The sequence below is a fragment of the Streptomyces thermodiastaticus genome (assembly GCF_014656135.1).
Classification (GTDB): domain Bacteria; phylum Actinomycetota; class Actinomycetes; order Streptomycetales; family Streptomycetaceae; genus Streptomyces; species Streptomyces thermodiastaticus.
Genome location: NZ_BNBV01000008.1, coordinates 173,654 through 191,698, shown reverse-complemented (window position 1 = coordinate 191,698; position 18,045 = coordinate 173,654). Strand labels below are relative to the sequence as shown.

13 protein-coding genes are annotated in these 18,045 nt (G+C 73.6%); 11 read left to right on the top strand and 2 right to left on the bottom strand.

Going from position 1 to position 18,045, the window contains the following annotated elements; all coding sequences use genetic code 11:
* Positions 1–115 precede the first annotated feature (115 nt).
* From lepA to hemW, 4 genes are all read left to right on the top strand, one after another.
* Positions 116–1,984 carry a translation elongation factor 4 gene (gene lepA / locus IE286_RS10855; protein ID WP_189796430.1) on the top strand — a complete coding sequence of 623 codons (1,869 nt, stop codon included), beginning with the start codon at positions 116–118 and terminating at the stop codon, positions 1,982–1,984.
* 332 nt (positions 1,985–2,316) lie between these two features.
* Positions 2,317–4,191 carry an AMP-dependent synthetase/ligase gene (locus IE286_RS10850; RefSeq protein WP_189796429.1) on the top strand — a complete coding sequence of 625 codons (1,875 nt, stop codon included), beginning with the start codon at positions 2,317–2,319 and terminating at the stop codon, positions 4,189–4,191.
* A gap of 235 nt (positions 4,192–4,426) precedes the next feature.
* Positions 4,427–6,301 carry an ATP-binding SpoIIE family protein phosphatase gene (locus tag IE286_RS10845; RefSeq protein ID WP_189796428.1) on the top strand — a complete coding sequence of 625 codons (1,875 nt, stop codon included), beginning with the start codon at positions 4,427–4,429 and terminating at the stop codon, positions 6,299–6,301.
* A 47-nt stretch (positions 6,302–6,348) separates the two neighbouring features.
* Positions 6,349–7,581, top strand: coding sequence for a radical SAM family heme chaperone HemW (hemW, locus tag IE286_RS10840; RefSeq protein ID WP_189796427.1), 1,233 nt, complete (start codon positions 6,349–6,351; stop codon positions 7,579–7,581).
* 55 nt (positions 7,582–7,636) lie between these two features.
* Here hemW and IE286_RS10835 read toward each other — a convergent pair whose 3' ends face one another.
* Positions 7,637–8,437, bottom strand: a complete 801-nt coding sequence (locus IE286_RS10835; RefSeq protein WP_189796426.1) for a DUF3097 domain-containing protein — start codon at positions 8,435–8,437, stop codon at positions 7,637–7,639.
* A 31-nt stretch (positions 8,438–8,468) separates the two neighbouring features.
* Positions 8,469–9,206 (bottom strand): MBL fold metallo-hydrolase, encoded by a 738-nt coding sequence (locus tag IE286_RS10830; RefSeq protein WP_189796425.1) that lies wholly within the window; start codon positions 9,204–9,206, stop codon positions 8,469–8,471.
* A 142-nt stretch (positions 9,207–9,348) separates the two neighbouring features.
* Here IE286_RS10830 and hrcA point away from each other — a divergent pair, with 142 nt between their 5' ends.
* The 7 genes from hrcA to IE286_RS10795 all read left to right on the top strand — a co-directional run bounded on the left by hrcA (position 9,349) and on the right by IE286_RS10795 (position 18,043).
* A complete protein-coding gene (gene hrcA / locus IE286_RS10825) occupies positions 9,349–10,365 on the top strand; it encodes a heat-inducible transcriptional repressor HrcA (RefSeq protein ID WP_125497943.1) in 1,017 nt (338 codons plus the stop codon).
* Entirely contained in the window at positions 10,366–11,502 is a 1,137-nt protein-coding gene (gene dnaJ / locus IE286_RS10820; protein WP_125497944.1) for a molecular chaperone DnaJ, read from the top strand.
* Between the two features lie 125 nt (positions 11,503–11,627).
* The gene (locus tag IE286_RS10815) at positions 11,628–12,719 is read left to right on the top strand and encodes a nitronate monooxygenase (RefSeq protein WP_189796424.1); all 1,092 of its coding nucleotides are present in this window, start codon (positions 11,628–11,630) and stop codon (positions 12,717–12,719) included.
* Positions 12,716–13,456 carry a 16S rRNA (uracil(1498)-N(3))-methyltransferase gene (locus IE286_RS10810; RefSeq protein ID WP_189796423.1) on the top strand — a complete coding sequence of 247 codons (741 nt, stop codon included), beginning with the start codon at positions 12,716–12,718 and terminating at the stop codon, positions 13,454–13,456. Before IE286_RS10815 ends, IE286_RS10810 begins: the two co-directional genes overlap by 4 nt.
* A 207-nt stretch (positions 13,457–13,663) precedes the next feature.
* Positions 13,664–14,215 (top strand): hypothetical protein, encoded by a 552-nt coding sequence (locus IE286_RS10805; protein ID WP_189796422.1) that lies wholly within the window; start codon positions 13,664–13,666, stop codon positions 14,213–14,215.
* 125 nt (positions 14,216–14,340) lie between these two features.
* Positions 14,341–17,583: a S41 family peptidase gene (locus IE286_RS10800; RefSeq protein ID WP_505014445.1), complete on the top strand. Its 3,243-nt coding sequence runs from the start codon at positions 14,341–14,343 to the stop codon at positions 17,581–17,583.
* Between the two features lie 106 nt (positions 17,584–17,689).
* Complete coding sequence (locus IE286_RS10795; protein WP_189796421.1) at positions 17,690–18,043, top strand: histidine triad nucleotide-binding protein; 354 nt, start codon at positions 17,690–17,692, stop codon at positions 18,041–18,043.
* Positions 18,044–18,045 lie beyond the last annotated feature (2 nt).

The following is an 18,045-nucleotide window of genomic DNA, read 5'->3' as shown; positions in this document are numbered from 1 at the left end:
CTAGCAGCGGCGCTTGTCGTGGCCCAAACCCGCTCCCGCCGTCCGTCGTGGGACCATGGAGACTACGTAACGATCCGACCCGAGGCATAAGGCGCCTCAAGAGACAGGACCCTGCGTGCCCGCGACCACTGACAATGTGCCCGAGCCGAGCCGTACGGACCCGGCACTGATCCGCAACTTCTGCATCATCGCGCACATCGACCACGGCAAGTCCACGCTCGCCGACCGGATGCTCCAGCTGACCGGGGTGGTCGAGCAGCGGCAGATGCGCGCTCAGTACCTCGACCGCATGGACATCGAGCGCGAGCGCGGCATCACGATCAAGTCCCAGGCGGTGCGTCTGCCGTGGGCTCCCACCCACGACCCCGGCAACACGCACATCCTCAACATGATCGACACCCCGGGGCACGTCGACTTCACCTACGAGGTCTCGCGGTCGCTCGCCGCCTGCGAGGGGACCATTCTTCTGGTCGACGCCGCCCAGGGCATCGAGGCGCAGACCCTCGCCAACCTCTACCTGGCGATGGAGAACGACCTCACGATCATCCCGGTGCTCAACAAGATCGACCTGCCGGCCGCGCAGCCGGAGAAGTTCGCCGAGGAGCTGGCGAACCTGGTCGGCTGCGAGCCGGACGACGTGCTGAAGGTCTCCGCCAAGACGGGTGTGGGCGTGGAGGCGCTGCTGGACAAGGTGGTCGAGCAGATCCCGGCCCCGGTCGGTGTCGCCGACGCCCCCGCCCGCGCGATGATCTTCGACTCGGTCTACGACCCCTACCGGGGTGTGGTGACCTACGTCCGTGTCGTGGACGGGCAGCTCAGCAAGCGTGAGCGCATCGAGATGATGTCCACCGGTGCCACGCACGAGCTGCTGGAGATCGGCGTCAACTCCCCGGAGATGCTGCCGGCCGACGGCCTGGGCGTCGGCGAGGTGGGCTACCTGATCACCGGTGTGAAGGACGTCCGCCAGTCCAAGGTCGGTGACACGATCACCAGCCAGAACAAGGGGGCCGAGGAGCCGCTGGGCGGCTACAAGGACCCCAAGCCGATGGTGTTCTCCGGGCTGTATCCGCTGGACGGCTCCGACTACCCGGAGCTGCGCGACGCGCTGGACAAGCTGCAGCTGAACGACGCCGCGCTGGTCTACGAGCCGGAAACCTCCGCCGCGCTCGGCTTCGGTTTCCGTGTCGGCTTCCTCGGCCTGCTGCACCTGGACGTGATCCGGGAACGGCTCGAGCGCGAGTTCGGCCTGGACCTGATCGCCACCGCGCCCAACGTGGTGTACCGGGTGGTGATGGAGGACGGCACCGAGCACACCGTCACCAACCCCAGCGAGTTCCCCGAGGGCAAGATCCGTGAGGTGTTCGAGCCGGTGGTGCGGGCCACCATCCTGGCGCCCACCGAGTTCATCGGCGCGATCATGGAGCTGTGCCAGAACCGGCGCGGCACCCTGCTCGGCATGGACTACCTGTCCGAGGACCGCGTCGAGATCCGCTACACCCTCCCGCTCGCGGAGATCGTGTTCGACTTCTTCGACCAGCTGAAGTCCAAGACCCGCGGGTATGCGTCCCTGGACTACGAGCCCACCGGCGAGCAGAGCAGCTCCCTGGTGAAGGTCGACATCCTGCTGCACGGCGACAAGGTGGACGCCTTTTCGGTGATCACCCACAAGGACCAGGCGTACCAGTACGGTGTGCGGCTCGTCGCCAAGCTCAAGGAGTTGATCCCGCGGCAGAACTTCGAGGTGCCGGTGCAGGCCGCGATCGGGTCCCGGGTGATCGCCCGCGAGACCATCCGCGCCATCCGCAAGGACGTCCTCGCCAAGTGCTACGGCGGTGACATCTCCCGCAAGCGCAAGCTGCTGGAGAAGCAGAAGGAGGGCAAGAAGCGCATGAAGATGGTGGGTTCCGTGGAGGTTCCGCAGGAGGCCTTCATCGCGGTGCTCTCCAGCGATGACAGCGCGGGATCAAGCAAGGGCAAGAAGTAACCGCCGGTAGCCCGTGGCGTCCGGCCGGCGGACCGGCGAAGCGGGTGAAATGGGGCCCGTCGTACGAAAGTGCGGCGGGCCCCTGTGCGTCGGGGTGCCCCCGGTGTGTACGAAGTGACAGGCCGCAGCCCCTTACGTACCGGGCGGTCGGCCCTTACTCTGTCCCTGCCCGATAGTTACTCGCGAGTTAAACAACGCCCGGCCGGGGCGAGGGCACACCCTGTCGCCCTGTCGTCGACCCAACCCCTTCAATCGAACACCTGCCCGAATCATTCGAGTCAACCCAGCCGTACGTTGAGCCAGCCGCACTGTCGCGGGCCCCGGAGGATGTCGTGAGCGACGCACAGACCCTGATCGAGAACCGTCCGCCGTCCGTGGCGGCCCTCTTCCTGGAGCGCGTGGCCGCCACCCCGGACGCGGAGGCCTACCGCTACCCGGTGCCGCCGGCCTCGGGGCAGGGCCCGGACGACTGGAAGTCGCTGACCTGGGCGCAGGCCGCCGAACGGGTCTACGCCATCGCCGCCGGTCTCATCGAACTGGGCGTACAGCCCGAGGAGCGGGTGGCGCTGGCCTCCACCACCCGCGTGGAATGGCTGCTGGCCGACCTCGGCATCATGTGCGCCGGCGCGGCCACCACCACGATCTACCCGCAGACCAACGCCGACGAGTCGGTGTTCATCCTCTCCGACTCCGAGAGCAAGGTCCTCGTCGCGGAGAACGCCGAGCAGCTCGCCAAGGCCCTCGGCCACCGCGCCGAACTGCCCGACCTGCACCACGTCGTCGTCATCGACGCCGAGGGCGTGGACACCGACGACTTCGTGCTCACCCTGGCCGAGCTGGAGCGCCGCGGGGCGGCCCATCTGCGGCAGCACCCCGAGCTGATCAAGGAGCGGGTCGGCGCACTCACCAAGGACCAGCTCGCCACCCTCATCTACACCTCGGGCACCACAGGCCGGCCCAAGGGTGTGCGGCTGCCGCACGACAACTGGTCCTACATGGCCAAGGCGATCGCCGCCACCGGCCTGATCGGCCCCGACGACGTGCAGTACCTGTGGCTGCCGCTCGCCCACGTCTTCGGCAAGGTCCTCACCTCCGGGCAGATCGAGGTCGGGCACGTCACCGCCGTCGACGGCCGCGTCGACAAGATCATCGAGAATCTGCCGGTCGTCCAGCCCACCTACATGGCCGCCGTGCCGCGCATCTTCGAGAAGGTCTACAACGGCGTGGCCGCCAAGGCCCGCGAGGGCGGCGCGGCCAAGTACAAGATCTTCCAGTGGGCCGCCGGGGTCGCCCGGGAGTACGCCAAGGTCACCCAGGACAACTTCCAGCGCACCGGGGTGCGCTCCGCGCCCGCCGGGCTGACCGCCAAGCACAAGATCGCCGACGCGCTCGTCTACTCCAAGATCCGCGAGGCGTTCGGCGGGCGGCTGCGCGCCTGCGTCTCCGGCAGCGCCGCCCTCGCCCCGGAGATCGGCTACTTCTTCGCCGGCGCCGGCATCCACATCCTGGAGGGCTACGGCCTGACCGAGTCCTCCGCCGCCTCCTTCGTCAACCCCGGCGAGGCCTACCGCACCGGCACCGTGGGCAAGCCGCTGCCCGGCACCGAGGTCCGCATCGCGGAGGACGGCGAGATCCTGCTGCGCGGCCCCGGCATCATGCAGGGCTACCACAAGCTGCCGGACAAGACCGCGGAGGTGCTGGAGCCCGACGGCTGGTTCCACACCGGCGACATCGGCGAGCTGTCCCCGGACGGCTATCTGCGCATCACCGACCGCAAGAAGGACCTCATCAAAACCTCCGGCGGCAAGTACATCGCGCCGGCCGAGGTCGAGGGCCAGTTCAAGGCGGTGTGCCCGTACGTGTCGAACATCCTCGTCCACGGCGCCGACCGGAACTACTGCACCGCCCTGATCGCCCTGGAGGAGGAGGCGATCCTGGAGTGGGCCAAGGACAACGGCCTGGCCGGCAAGTCGTACGCCGAGGTCGTCGCCGCCCCGCAGACCGTCGAGCTGATCGACGGCTACGTCCAGAAGCTCAACCAGGGCCTGCAGCGCTGGCAGACGATCAAGAAGTTCCGTCTGCTGCCGCGCGACCTCGACGTCGAGCACGGTGAGATCACCCCGAGCCTGAAGCTGAAGCGGCCGGTGGTCGAGCGGACGTACAAGCACCTGATCGACGAGATGTACGCGGGCACGCGGGAGGCGTGAGCACCGGCACCGGGCCCCTGTCCCGCGCCCGTGACGGAGTGCGGGACAGGGGCCGGTCCTTTCGTTCCGTTCCTTCCTCTGTGCGATAACGACTGAACCTGGCCACTTCTGACCAACTCCCTGGGGCGGTTCGCGTCTTCGTTCGGCCACTTCGGTAACTCGGCGCTTATGGGCGCAGTCGTTCTGTCACCCTGTCCCCGACAGTCCGATGGTGTGCGCACCCCGGGAGCCGCAGATGGGGGTCATTCCGACACAGCGCGAGACCGGGTCCCCCGCCCCCGGGGGGCCCGCGTGCCCGCACGGGGAGGACGACGGCACCCAGGCGCGGGCCACGTTCCCCGGCGGGCCCCTCGCCCCGGGCAACGCCCGCGGGCTGACCCGCGCGGCGCTCGCCGGATGGCGCGAGCGCGGCCTGACCGTGCCCGACCGCCTCGCCGACGAGGTCGTGGTGGTGGTCAGCGAACTGGTCACCAACGCCGTCGTGCACGCCGGCACCGACGTCGGCCTGGTCTGCCGGCTGGAGCCGGACTCCGGCAGCTGCGTCGTCGAGGTGTCCGACCGCCACCCCTCGCGCGCCCCCGCCCGGCACGCCGGGGAGACGGACGGAGAACCCCCGGAGTACGGCCGGGGCCTGCGCCTGGTCACCGCGCTCGCCGAGGAATGGGGCGTCACCTACCGCACCGGCGCCAAGACCGTCTGGGCCCGGCTGCCCGTCCACCGCGCCCCCGGCAGCGAGCCGTACGCCGACGAGCCCGCCCTCGGCGTCGCCGAGCGGCTCGCGCCTCAGCCGCAGCGCGCCGGACGCGACCACGAGTGGCTGGGCCGCGGCGCGCTGTCCTTCCTCGCCGAGGCCTCCGACCTGCTCGCCGGACAGCTCGACGAGGACCTGGTCGCCGCCCTGACCGGACAGCTCCTCGTCCCCCGGCTCGCCGACTGGTGCGCGGTGTGGCTCGAGGACGAGGCCGCGCTCCGCAGCGGCTGGGGCCAGGGCACACAGGGCCCCGGCCCGCGTCTGGCCCGGGTCTGGCACGGCAGCGAGAACCGCATCGAGGAACTGCGCCGCGCCCTGGAGAAGGACCCGCCGCGCCCCCCGGAGGATCCGGCCGCGGGCCCCGAGCCCTACCCCTGGCCCGGCGACGCGCTCGGCCCGCACGAGGCGCACGGCGCGGCGCTCGCCTACCGGCTGGTCGCCGGCGGCCGCCCGCTCGGCACCCTCGTCATCGGCCGGGCCGGTCTGCTGCGGTTCCCCGACGAGATCACCGGACTGGTGGAGGACCTCAGCCGCCGGGTCGCGCTCGGCATCGGCGCGGCCCGGCAGTACGCCCGCCAGGCCACCATCAGCGCCGTGCTCCAGCGCGGCCTGCTGCCCGGCGCGGTCGCCGAGATCCCCGGCCTGCGCAGCGCCCTCGTCCACGAGCCCTGCGACCAGGGCGGCCCCAGCGGCGACTTCTACGACCTGTTCCCGGCCGGCCGCAGCCGCTGGTGCTTCGCCGTGGGCGACGTGCAGGGCAAGGGTCCCGAGGCCGCCGTCGTCATCGGCCTCGCCCGGCCCTGGCTCAGGCTGCTGGCCCGCGAGGGCTACGGCGTCGCCGACGTCCTGGACCGCCTCAACCAGCTCCTGCTGGACGACGCCATCGAGGCCGCCGACGCCGCCGCCCGCGCCCTGGCCGGCCCGGTCGCCGGCGAGGGCCCGCAGACCCGCTTCCTGTCCCTGCTCTACGGCGAACTCGTCCCCCTCCGCGGCGGCGGGGTGCGCTGCACCCTGGCCAGCGCCGGGCATCCGCTGCCGCTGGTCCTCACCCGCTCCGGCGACGTCCGCACGGTCGCCCGGCCCCAGACCCTGCTCGGGGTGATCGAGGACGAGACCTACACCTGCGACACGTTCGAGCTGCACTCCGGCGACACGCTGCTGTGCGTCACCGACGGGGTGACCGAGCGGCGGTGCGGCTCCCGCCAGTTCGACGACGGCGACGGCCTTGCCGCCGCCCTCGCGGGCTGCTCCGGGCTGGACGCGGACGCCGTCGCCGAGCGCATCCGCCGCCTCGTGCACGACTTCGGCGAACGGCCGCCCGAGGACGACCTGGCCCTGCTGGTGCTCCAGGCCGAGTGACGGCGCGGCCCCTGAGGACCGCCCGGCGGTGCGGGACAATGGACCCCATGCCTTCCGCACTCCCCGACGGCGAGCCCGTCCCCGCCGACGGCGCCCTGCCCGCGTCCGCGCTCGCCGGGGCCGCCGACCGTCCCCTCGGCTTCTACCTGCACGTCCCCTACTGCGCCACCCGCTGCGGCTACTGCGACTTCAACACCTACACCGCCACCGAGCTGCGCGGCACCGGCGGCGTGCTCGCCTCCCGCGACAACTACGCGGAGATGCTGATCGAGGAGATCCGCCTCGCCCGCAAGGTCCTCGGCGACGATCCGCGCCAGGTCAGCACGGTCTTCGTCGGCGGCGGCACGCCCACGCTGCTCGCGGCCGGCGACCTGGTGCGGATGCTGGACGCCGTCCGCGACACCTTCGGCCTCGCCCCGGACGCCGAGGTCACCACGGAGGCCAACCCGGAGTCTGTCGACCCCGCCTGCCTGGCCACGCTCCGGGAGGGCGGCTTCACCCGGGTCTCGTTCGGCATGCAGAGCGCCCGGCAGCACGTGCTGCGGATCCTCGACCGCACCCACACCCCCGGCCGCCCCGAGGCCTGCGTGGCCGAGGCCCGCGCCGCCGGGTTCGAGCACGTCAACCTCGACCTCATCTACGGCACCCCCGGCGAGTCGGACGACGACTGGCGAGCCTCCCTGGACGCCGCCATCGGCGCGGGCCCGGACCACATCAGCGCCTACGCGCTCATCGTGGAGGAGGGCACCCGGCTGGCCCGGCGCATCCGCCGCGGCGAGATCCCCATGACCGACGACGACGAGCACGCCGACCGTTACCTCGTCGCGGAGGACGTGCTCACCGCGGCCGGCTACACCTGGTACGAGGTGTCCAACTGGGCCGCCTCGCCGGACGCCCGCTGCCGGCACAACGAGCTGTACTGGCGCGGCGCCGACTGGTGGGGCGCCGGACCGGGCGCCCACAGCCACGTCGGCGGCGTGCGCTGGTGGAACGTCAAGCATCCCGGGGCGTACGCCGCGGCGCTGGCGCAGGGCCGCTCTCCGGGCGCCGGGCGCGAGGTGCTCACGGACGAGGACCGCCGGGTGGAACGCATTTTGCTGGAGCTGCGGCTGCGGGACGGGGTGCCGCTGTCCCTGTTGCGGTCCGAGGGGCTGGCCGCCTCCCGGCGCGCCCTCGCCGACGGCCTGCTGGAGCCGGACCCCTACCAGGAGGGCCGCGCCGTGCTGACCCTGCGGGGCCGGCTGCTCGCGGACGCGGTGGTGCGCGACCTGGTGGACTGACCGACCCCCTCGCGGCAGCGGGCCGCCCGCCTTCGGACCGGCGGCCGTGCGCCGGTCAGGGCGCGGTCACATGGTCGATGAGACGCTCGACCGACCCCAGCAGCTCCGGCTGGAGATCCTTGTAGGACCGCACCCGCCCGAGGATCTTCTGCCAGGCCGCGCCCGTGTTCTCCGGCCAGCCCAGAGCCCGGCACACCCCCGTCTTCCAGTCCTGCCCGCGCGGGATGTCGGGCCACGCCCCGATCCCGAGCGACGACGGCTTCACCGCCTGCCAGATGTCGATGTAGGGGTGGCCCACCACCAGCGTGTGCTCGTCGCTCACCGCCCGCGCGATGCGCCACTCCTTCGAGCCCGGCACCAGATGGTCCACCAGCACCCCGAGCCGCGCCTGCGGGCCCGGGGCGAAGGACTCCACGATCGCCGGCAGCTCGTCCACGCCCTCCAGGTACTCCACGACCACGCCCTCGACGCGCAGGTCGTCGCCCCACACCTTCTCCACCAGCTCGGCGTCGTGCCGGCCCTCGACGTAGATGCGCCCGGCGCGGGCGACGCGGGCGCGGGCGCCGTGGACCGCGACCGAGCCGGAGGCCGTGCGAGCCGGGCGCACCGGGCCTGCGGCCGGCTTCACCAGCGTCACCACGCGCCCCTCCAGCAGGAACCCCCGCGGCTGCAGCGGGAACACCCGGTGCCGGCCGAAGCGGTCCTCCAGCGTCACGGTGCCTGCCTCGCAGCCGATCACCGCCCCGCAGAAGCCGGAGCCGGGCTCCTCCACCACCAGGCCCGGCTCGGCCGGCACCTCCGGCACGGGCCGGGGCTTCTTCCACGGAGGGGTCAGGTCGGGGGAGTACTGCCGCATTCGAGTGACGATAGGCAAAACATCGTGCCGATCACTGCGACACGCCGAAGCGGGCGGCCAGCGCGTCCCGCTGGGCCCGGACGAAGGCCGCGTCCACCACCGCTCCGTGACCGGGCACGTACAACGCGTCCTCGCCGCCCAGGCCGAGCAGCCGGTCCAGGGCGGCGGGCCAGCCGGACGGCACGGCGTCCGGGCCCGCCTGCGGCTCGCCGGACTCCTCCACCAGGTCCCCGCAGAACACCACGGCGGGATCCCCCGGCACGAGCACCGCCAGGTCGTGCCCGGTGTGCCCCGGGCCCACGTCCGCCAGCACCACCTCACGGCCGCCCAGCGGGAGCACCAGCTGCCCCGACACCTCGTGGCCGGGGGCCACCAGCGCCGCCGCGGCCTCCTCGGCCGCGGCCCGGTCCAGCCCGTTGCCCACCGCGTCCTCGACCAGCTCCGCGCGCCCGCGCTCGTCGTCGTACACCCCGCGGCCGCATCCCTCGCCCCGGGCCGCGTAGATCTCCGCGCCCTCGACGGCCGCCGCCCCGAAGACATGGTCGAAGTGCGGATGGGTCAGCGCGAGAAACCTCACGGCGCCGCCGGCGAGCGCCCGAGCCGCCGCACACACCCGCGCGCCCTCCGCCAGGCTCGACCCGGCGTCCACCAGCAGGGCCGCATCCGGCCCCACGACCAGCCCCGCCGTGCAGTCCCACACCGGCAGCCGGACCCGGCCCACCCCCGGCGCCAGCCGCTCCCAGCCCGCCTCTTCCCACGTCACCGTCACGCCGAGAGGCTAGCCTTCGTGCGACCAGCCTTGCCGCCGGTGCACCCGGCAGCCGTACACTGGGCCGGGGAATGCTGGCACTCGTATGCGCCGAGTGCCAGGACGGGCGGAGAGCCGAGGAACGACACTGGAGGTGTGCGCGATGCTCAGCGAGCGGCGGCTTCAGGTACTCCGCGCCATCGTCCAGGACTACGTCGGCACGGAGGAGCCGGTCGGCTCCAAGGCGCTCACCGAGCGGCACAACCTCGGCGTCTCCCCGGCCACGGTCCGCAACGACATGGCGGCCCTGGAGGAGGAGGGCTACATCGCTCAGCCGCACACCAGCGCGGGCCGTATCCCCACCGACAAGGGCTACCGTCTGTTCGTCGACAAGCTGGCGGGGGTCAAGCCCATGTCGGCGCCCGAGCGGCGCGCCATCCAGAACTTCCTCGACGGCGCCGTCGACCTCGACGACGTGGTGGCCCGCACGGTGCGGCTGCTGGCGCAGCTGACCCGGCAGGTCGCCGTCGTCCAGTACCCGTCGCTGACCCGTTCGACCGTGCGGCACGTGGAGCTGCTGTCCCTCGCGCCCGCGCGGGTGATGCTGGTGCTGATCACGGACACCGGCCGGGTCGAGCAGCGGGTGATCGACTGCCCCGCCCCGTTCGGGGAGACCTCGCTCGCGGACCTGCGGGCACGGCTGAACAGCCGGGTCGCCGGCCGTCGTTTCCGGGACGTGCCGCAGCTGGTGGAGGACCTGCCGGACAGCTTCGACGTCGAGGACCGGGGCACGGTCTCGGCGGTGCTGTCCACGCTCCTGGAGACGCTCGTCGAGGAGAACGAGGAGCGGTTGATGATCGGCGGCACCGCCAATCTCACCCGCTTCGCCCACGACTTCCCCCTCACCATCCGGCCGGTTCTGGAGGCACTGGAGGAGCAGGTCGTCCTGCTGAAGCTGCTCGGTGAGACACAGGATCCGGGCATGACCGTGCGCATCGGTCACGAGAACGCCCACGAAGGACTCAACTCCACGTCCATCGTGTCGGTGGGCTACGGTTCGGGCGGCGAGGCAGTCGCCAAGCTCGGCGTGGTCGGACCGACCCGCATGGACTACCCGGGAACGATGGGAGCGGTACGCGCAGTGGCACGGTACGTCGGACAGATCCTGGCGGAGTCGTAAGTGGCCACGGACTACTACGCCGTTCTCGGCGTGCGCCGCGACGCGTCGCAGGAAGAGATCAAGAAGGCCTTCCGGCGGCTGGCGCGCGAGCTGCACCCCGACGTCAACCCCGATCCGAAGACGCAGGAGCGGTTCAAGGAGATCAACGCCGCCTACGAGGTGCTCTCCGACCCGCAGAAGAAGCAGGTCTACGACCTCGGCGGGGACCCTCTGTCGCAGTCCGGCGGGGGCGGTGCGAGCGGCTTCGGGGCCGGCGCCTTCGGCAACTTCTCCGACATCATGGACGCCTTCTTCGGCACGGCGTCGCAGCGCGGCCCGCGCTCGCGCACCCGCCGGGGCCAGGACGCCATGATCCGGCTGGAGGTGGAGCTGGACGAGGCCGCCTTCGGCACCACCAAGGACATCCAGGTCGACACCGCCGTCGTCTGCACCACCTGCAACGGCGAGGGCGCGGCACCCGGCACCAGCGCCCAGACGTGCGACATGTGCCGGGGCCGCGGTGAGGTCTCGCAGGTCACGCGGTCCTTCCTGGGCCAGGTCATGACCTCCCGCCCCTGCCCGCAGTGCCAGGGCTTCGGCACCATCGTGCCGAACCCGTGCCCGGAGTGCGCCGGCGACGGCCGGATCCGCGCCCGCCGCACCCTGACGGTGAAGATCCCGGCCGGTGTGGACAACGGCACCCGCATCCAGCTCGCGGGCGAGGGCGAGGTCGGACCGGGCGGCGGCCCGGCCGGCGACCTGTACGTGGAGATCCACGAGCTGCCGCACCCGGTCTTCCAGCGGCGCGGCGACGATCTGCACTGCACGGTCACCATCCCGATGACCGCGGCCGCCCTGGGCACCAAGGTGCCGCTGGAGACGCTGGACGGCATGGAGGAGGTCGACATCCGCCCGGGCACCCAGTCCGGCCAGTCGATCCCGCTGCACAACCGCGGCGTCACCCACCTGCGCGGCGGCGGACGCGGCGACCTCGTCGTCCACGTCGAGGTGCAGACCCCGACCAAGCTGGACCCCGAGCAGGAGCGTCTGCTGCGCGAGCTGGCCAAGCTGCGCGGCGAGGAGCGCCCGCAGGGGCAGTTCCAGCCCGGCCAGCAGGGCCTGTTCTCGCGCCTGAAGGACGCGTTCAACGGCCGCTGAGGCCGCACACCCGCAGAGCCTTGCCCGACGGGCGGTCACGCACGCACCTGCCGTGGCCGCCCGTCGCCGTGCGCCGGGGCACCGGCCGATTGGGAGCCGTCGGGCGGACGTGACACCATGCCGTCATGTCCTCCGCGCTGACCGATCTCTTCCCGCACCCGATCGTGCAGGCTCCCATGGCGGGCGGCCCCTCCGGGCCGCAGCTCGCCGCGGCCGTGTGCGAAGCCGGCGGGCTGGGATTCCTCGCCGCCGGACACAAGACCGCCGACGGCATGTACCAGGAGATCAAGCAGCTGCGGGGGCTGACCCGACGCCCCTTCGGGGTGAACGTGTTCATGCCGCAGCCGCAGCTGGCGGAGTCCGGTGCGGTCGAGCTGTACGCGCAGCAGCTGGCCGGCGAGGCCGCCTGGTACGAGACCGAGCTGGGCGAACCGCAGTGCGGCGGCCGGGACGACGGCTTCGACGCCAAGCTCGCCGTGCTCCTGGACGACCCCGTCCCGGTGGTCTCCTTCCACTTCGGCGTCCCCGGCCGCGAGGTCGTCGACGCCCTGCACCGCGCGGGCAGCTACGTCCTGGTCACCGCGACCACCGTGGAGGAGGCGCGGGCCGTGCAGCAGGCCGGCGCGGACGCGGTCGTCGCCCAGGGCGTGGAGGCCGGCGGCCACCAGGGCACCCACCGCGACCTGCCGGAGAACGACGGGACCGGCCTGGGGGTGCTCTCCCTCGTCGCGCAGCTGCGCGAGGCGGTGCGGCTGCCGGTCGTCGCGGCCGGCGGCATCATGCGCGGCAGCCAGATCGCCGCCGTCCTCGCGGCCGGGGCGAGCGCCGCCCAGCTGGGCACCGCGTTCCTCGCCACCCCCGAGTCCGGCGCCCACGACCTGCACAAACGGGCCCTGACCGACCCGCTCCACCCGCACACCGAACTCACCCGCGCCTTCACCGGCCGGCCCGCCCGCGGCCTGGTCAACCGCTTCATCCGCGAGCACGGACGCTTCGCGCCCGCCGCCTACCCGGACGTCCACCACCTCACCGCGCCGCTGCGCAGGGCCGCCGCCGCGGTGGGGGACACCCAGGGCATGGCACTGTGGGCGGGCCAGGGGCACCGCATGGCCCGCGCCCTGCCCGCCGGGGAGCTGGTTCAGGTGCTGGCCGCCGAGCTGGCTCAGGCCGAGGCCGCCCTGCCGGGGCGGCGCCGTGCGGGAGGTGGCGCGCGATGACGGCACCGGTGTTCGTGGTCGACGAACTGACCGCCGGCGCCTCGGAGTTCGTCCTGGACGGCCCCGAGGGACGGCACGCGGTGTCCGTGAAGCGGCTGCGGCCCGGTGAGGACGTGGTGCTCACGGACGGGCGCGGCCGCTGGGCGGCGGGCGTCGTCGAGGCCACCGAGGGCAAGGACCGGCTGATCGTCGGCGGTCTGGACGGCGTGCACGAGGAGCCCGCCCCCGCCCCGCGGATCACGGTCGTGCAGGCCCTGCCCAAGGGCGACCGCCAAGAGCTGGCCGTGGAGACCATGACCGAGGTCGGCGTGGACGCGATCGTGCCGTGGTCCGCCTCCCGCTGCATCACCCAGTGGAAGGGCGAGCGCGGTCTGAAGGCGCTCGGCAAGTGGCGGGCGACGGCCCGCGAGGCCGGCAAGCAGTCCCGCCGGGTGCGGTTCCCCGAGGTCGCGGACGCGGCGACGACCCAGCAGGTGGCGGCCCTGCTGGCCGAGGCGGACTTCGCCGCCGTGCTGCACGAGACCGGCGAGCAGCCGCTGGCCACCGCCGACCTGCCCGCCGAGGGCGAGATCGTGCTGGTCGTCGGCCCCGAGGGCGGCGTCTCCCCCGAGGAGCTGGAACTGTTCGCCGAGGCGGGCGCGAAGCCGTACGTCCTCGGGCCCACCGTGCTGCGCACCTCGACCGCGGGCGTCGCGGCCGCCGCCCTGCTGCTGGGCCGCACCGGCCGCTGGGGCTGAGTCACCGGCTCCGGCGCGCGCGTGCGCCCGCGCACCCCGTGCCGCCTGCCGGCACCCGGGGCACACGGGGCAAGCACCCGGGTGCCCCGGCACCCGCCCGCCCGGCGCACGGGCGGGCGGGCAGCCGCTCGCACGCCGGTGTGCGCGGCTCGCGGCCCGCGACACGCGCCCTACCGTCCGTGACCACACGGTGGCAGGCTGTGGTCCATGGGGGAGAGGGGACGGAGCGTCCGCACCGTGCGCGGCCGGCGGGCGGCGGCGGTGGCGGGGCTCGCCGCGGTCGCCGCCTGCGGGGTCGCCGCCTGCGATCCCGCAGGCCTGAACTCCGCGGCGGTGGCGTACACCACCGACGAGACCGCGACCGCCGAACTGAACCGGCAGCACACGCCCGTGCGCTGGCTGGCCTGCACCGCCCACGACGGCGCCACCGGCACGGGCGAGGCCGCCGCGCCGTCCTCGCACGCCACGATCGCCTCCGTCGACTGCCGGGGCCGCACCCGCGACGGCCGGGAGATCACGGTCACCGGGGAGGTCACCCGGGCGGTCGGCGGCGCCTGTGTGCGCGGCGACCTGACCGCGACGGTGGGCGGCGCGGTGCTGTTCCACGCCGACGGGCTCGGGGACTGCGACACCGGCGCCGCGCCCGCGTACCGGCCGCCCGGCGACGGCACCGGCCGGCTGCCCGTGCCGGCGGTCACCGTCACCCGCACCGTCCGGTGCCCGGGCGACCCCGTCTGCCGGACCGCCGACAGCACATGAGCCCGGCGCTTCCTGAGGGAACGTCAGGCCCGCGGACGGCCGGGGCGAGCGAGCGGCCGCGAGGCCGGCCGGGCAAGTGGTCCGGCCCCCTGTCCGTGACGGCCGCCGCTGCATAGGGTGATCAGGTGACTCAGTCCGCAACCTCCGTATCGACCGCGCCGGCCGGGCCCTCCGCGCCGGCCGGTTCTTCCGGGTATCTCCGATTCCCGCATCTGCACGGCGAGTTGGTCGCCTTCACCGCCGAGGACGACGTGTGGCTCGCACCCCTGGACGGCGGTCGGGCCTGGCGGGTCAGCGCCGACAACGTGCCGGTGAACCACCCGCGCATCTCACCCGACGGCACCATGGTCGCCTGGACCTCCACCCGCGACGGCGCACCCGAGGTGCACGTCGCGCCGGTCGCCGGCGGTCCCTCCCGGCGCCTGACCTACTGGGGCAGCTGGCGCACCCAGGTGCGCGGCTGGACGCCCGACGGCCGCGTCCTCGCCCTGTCCACGCAGGGCCAGGCCAGCCTGCGCCGCAGCTGGGCGCGGGCCGTCCCGCTGGACGGCGGGCCGGCCGACACGCTGCCCTACGGCCCGGTCGGTGACGTCGCCCACGGGCCGCACACCGTGCTGCTCTCCGCGACGATGGGCCGCGAGGCGGCCTGGTGGAAGCGGTACCGGGGCGGCACGGCGGGCAAGCTGTGGATCGACGCCGGGGACGACGGCGAGTTCGTACGGCTGCACGCGGACCTCGACGGCAACATCGAGTACCCGATATGGGTGGGGGACAGGATCGCGTTCCTCTCCGACCACGAGGGCACCGGCGCGCTGTACTCCTCCCTCGCCGACGGCTCCGACCTGCGCCGGCACACCCCCCTGGACGGCTTCTACGCCCGGCACGCCGCCACCGACGGCACCCGCGTCGTCTACTCCAGCGCCGGCGAGCTGTGGATCCTGGACGACCTGGAGGGCGCCGAGCCGCGCCGCCTGGACATCCGGCTCGGCGGCCCCCGGGTCGACCTGCAGCCCTTCCCGCTGGACGCCGCCCGCTGGTTCGGCTCCGCCGCGCCCGACCACACCGCGCGCGGCAGCGCGGTCGCCGTGCGCGGCGCCGTCCACTGGGTCACCCACCGCTCCGGCCCGGCCCGCGCACTGGCCGCCGAGCCGGGCGTGCGGGCCCGGCTGCCGCGCACCTTCCGCCTGGAGGGCGAGGAATGGGTGGTGTGGGTGACGGACGCCGAGGGCGAGGACGCGCTGGAGTTCGCGCCCGCCACCGGCCTGGCACCGTCGGCCACCCCGCGCCGGATCGCCGCCGGCCGGCTCGGCCGGGTCCTGGAGCTGGCCATGGCGCCCGACGGCAGCCGTGCCGCCGTCGCCTCGCACGACGGGCGGCTGCTGCTCGTCGAACGCGCCACCGGCGAGGTCCGCGAGGTCGACCGCAGCGAGCACGGCGACGTCTCCGGGCTCGCCTTCTCCCCGGACTCCGCCTGGCTGGCCTGGTCCCACCCCGGCCCGCGCCCGCTGAGCCAGCTGCGGCTGGCGAGCACCACCGACCTGACGGTCACCGAGGCGACCCCGCTGCGCTTCCACGACTACGCGCCCGCCTTCACCCTGGACGGCAAGCACCTCGCCTTCCTCTCCCACCGCTCCTTCGACCCGGTCTACGACGAGCACGTCTTCGACCTGGCGTTCGTGGAGAGCTCCCGGCCGTATCTGATCACCCTGGCGGCGACCACGCCGTCCCCGTTCGGCCCGCAGCGCCACGGCCGCCCCTTCGAGGTGTCCGAGAAGGAGGAGACCCCGGACAGCGAGGGCACCCCGGCGACCCGGATCGACCTCGACGGGCTGGCCGACCGCATCGTGCCGTTCCCGGTCGAGGCCGGCCGCTACTCCAACCTGCGCGCCGCCCGCGACGGCGTGCTGTGGCTGCGCCACCCGGTCACCGGCGTGCTCGGCGACTCCCGGGCCACACCCGACGACCCGGACCCGGAGAGCCACCTGGAGCGCTACGACCTCGCCCAGCAGCGCATCGAGCACCTGGCCGCCGACGCCGACCACTTCGAGGTCTCCGGCGACGGCAAGCGCATCCTGCTGTGGAGCGACGGCAAGCTGAAGGTCGTCCCCAGCGACCGGCGTGCGTCCGCCGAGGACGACGGCGACTCGCACATCACCGTCGACCTCGGCCGGATCCGGCAGACGGTCGACCCGGCCGCCGAATGGCGGCAGATGTACGAGGAGACCGGCCGCATCATGCGGGACAACTTCTGGCGGGCCGACATGGGCGGCGTCGACTGGGACGGCGTCCTCGACCGCTACCGGCCCGTCCTGGACCGCCTGGCCACCCACGACGACCTGGTCGACCTGCTGTGGGAGGTGCACGGCGAACTGGGCACCTCGCACGCCTACGTCATACCGTACGGCGCCTGGGGCGACGGCCCCCGGCAAGGCCTGCTCGGCGCGGACGTCTCCCGGCACGAGGACGGCAGCTGGCGCATCGACCGGATCCTGCCCTCGGAGACCTCCGACCCGCGGGCCCGCAGCCCGCTGGCCGCACCCGGGGTCGCCGTCCGCCCCGGCGACGCGATCGTCGCGGTCGGCGGCCGGCCCGTGGACCCGGTGACCGGCCCGGCCCCGCTGCTGGTCGGCACCGCGGGCAGACCGGTGGAGCTGACGATCGCCCCGGCCGGCGGCGGGGAGCACCGGCACACGGTCGTGGTGCCCCTGGACGACGAGGAACCGCTGCGCTACCACGCCTGGGTCGCCGACCGCCGCGCCTACGTCCACGCGCGGTCCGGGGGCCGGCTCGGCTATCTGCACGTGCCGGACATGCAGGCGCCCGGCTGGGCGCAGATTCACCGCGACCTCCGGGTGGAGGTGGCCCGCGAGGGCCTCGTCGTGGACGTGCGGGAGAACCGCGGCGGCCACACCTCCCAGCTGGTGGTGGAGAAGCTGGCCCGGCGGATCGTCGGCTGGGACATGCCGCGCGGCATGCGCCCGGAGAGCTACCCGCTGGACGCCCCGCGCGGGCCGGTCGTCGCCGTCGCCAACGAGTTCTCCGGCTCCGACGGCGACATCGTCAACGCGGCGATCAAGGCCCTCGGCATCGGACCGGTCGTCGGCACCCGCACCTGGGGCGGCGTCATCGGCATCGACAGCCGCTACCGGCTGGTCGACGGCACCCTGATCACCCAGCCCAAGTACGCCTTCTGGCTCGAAGGCCAGGGCTGGGGGGTCGAGAACCACGGCGTCGACCCGGACGTGGAGGTGGTCCAGCGTCCCCAGGACCACGCCGCGGACCGCGACGTCCAGCTGGACGAGGCGATCCGCATCGCCCTGGAGGCCCTTGACGCCACCCCGGCGAAGACGCCGCCGGGCCTGCCGTAGCCGCGACCGGGGGCCGGGCCGGGAGCGCCCCGGCACCGGCCCGGGCCCGGCCCGGCCCCCGGCTCGCTACGATGCAGCACGAGACGATCACCGCATGAGGAGAACCATGGCAGGGGAACCGCAGGACGACTGCCTGTTCTGCAAGATCGTCGCGGGTCACGTCCCCGCGACGGTGGTCCGCGAGACCGACACCACGCTCGCCTTCCGCGACATCAACCCCCAGGCGCCCACCCACGTCCTGGTGATCCCCAAGGCGCACTACAAGGACGCCGCCGCCCTCGCCGCCGGCGCCCCGCAGCTCGCCGCGGACGTGCTGCGCGAGACCCAGGCCGTCGCCGACGAGGAGAAGCTGGAGAGCTACCGCGTCGTCTTCAACACCGGCTCCGGCGCCGGCCAGACGGTCTGGCACGCGCACGCCCACCTCCTGGGCGGCCGCGGCCTGCAGTGGCCTCCGGGCTAGAC

Bases quoted from the DNA above. Each gene is read 5' to 3' on its own strand.
- IE286_RS10845 (WP_189796428.1), top strand. From the start codon at position 4,427: ATGGGGGTCATTCCGACACAGCGCGAGACCGGGTCCCCCGCCCCCGGG.
- hemW (WP_189796427.1), top strand. From the start codon at position 6,349: ATGCCTTCCGCACTCCCCGACGGCGAGCCCGTCCCCGCCGACGGCGCC.
- IE286_RS10835 (WP_189796426.1), bottom strand. From the start codon at position 8,437: ATGCGGCAGTACTCCCCCGACCTGACCCCTCCGTGGAAGAAGCCCCGG.
- hrcA (WP_125497943.1), top strand. From the start codon at position 9,349: ATGCTCAGCGAGCGGCGGCTTCAGGTACTCCGCGCCATCGTCCAGGAC.
- IE286_RS10815 (WP_189796424.1), top strand. From the start codon at position 11,628: ATGTCCTCCGCGCTGACCGATCTCTTCCCGCACCCGATCGTGCAGGCT.
- IE286_RS10810 (WP_189796423.1), top strand. From the start codon at position 12,716: ATGACGGCACCGGTGTTCGTGGTCGACGAACTGACCGCCGGCGCCTCG.
- IE286_RS10805 (WP_189796422.1), top strand. From the start codon at position 13,664: ATGGGGGAGAGGGGACGGAGCGTCCGCACCGTGCGCGGCCGGCGGGCG.
- IE286_RS10795 (WP_189796421.1), top strand. From the start codon at position 17,690: ATGGCAGGGGAACCGCAGGACGACTGCCTGTTCTGCAAGATCGTCGCG.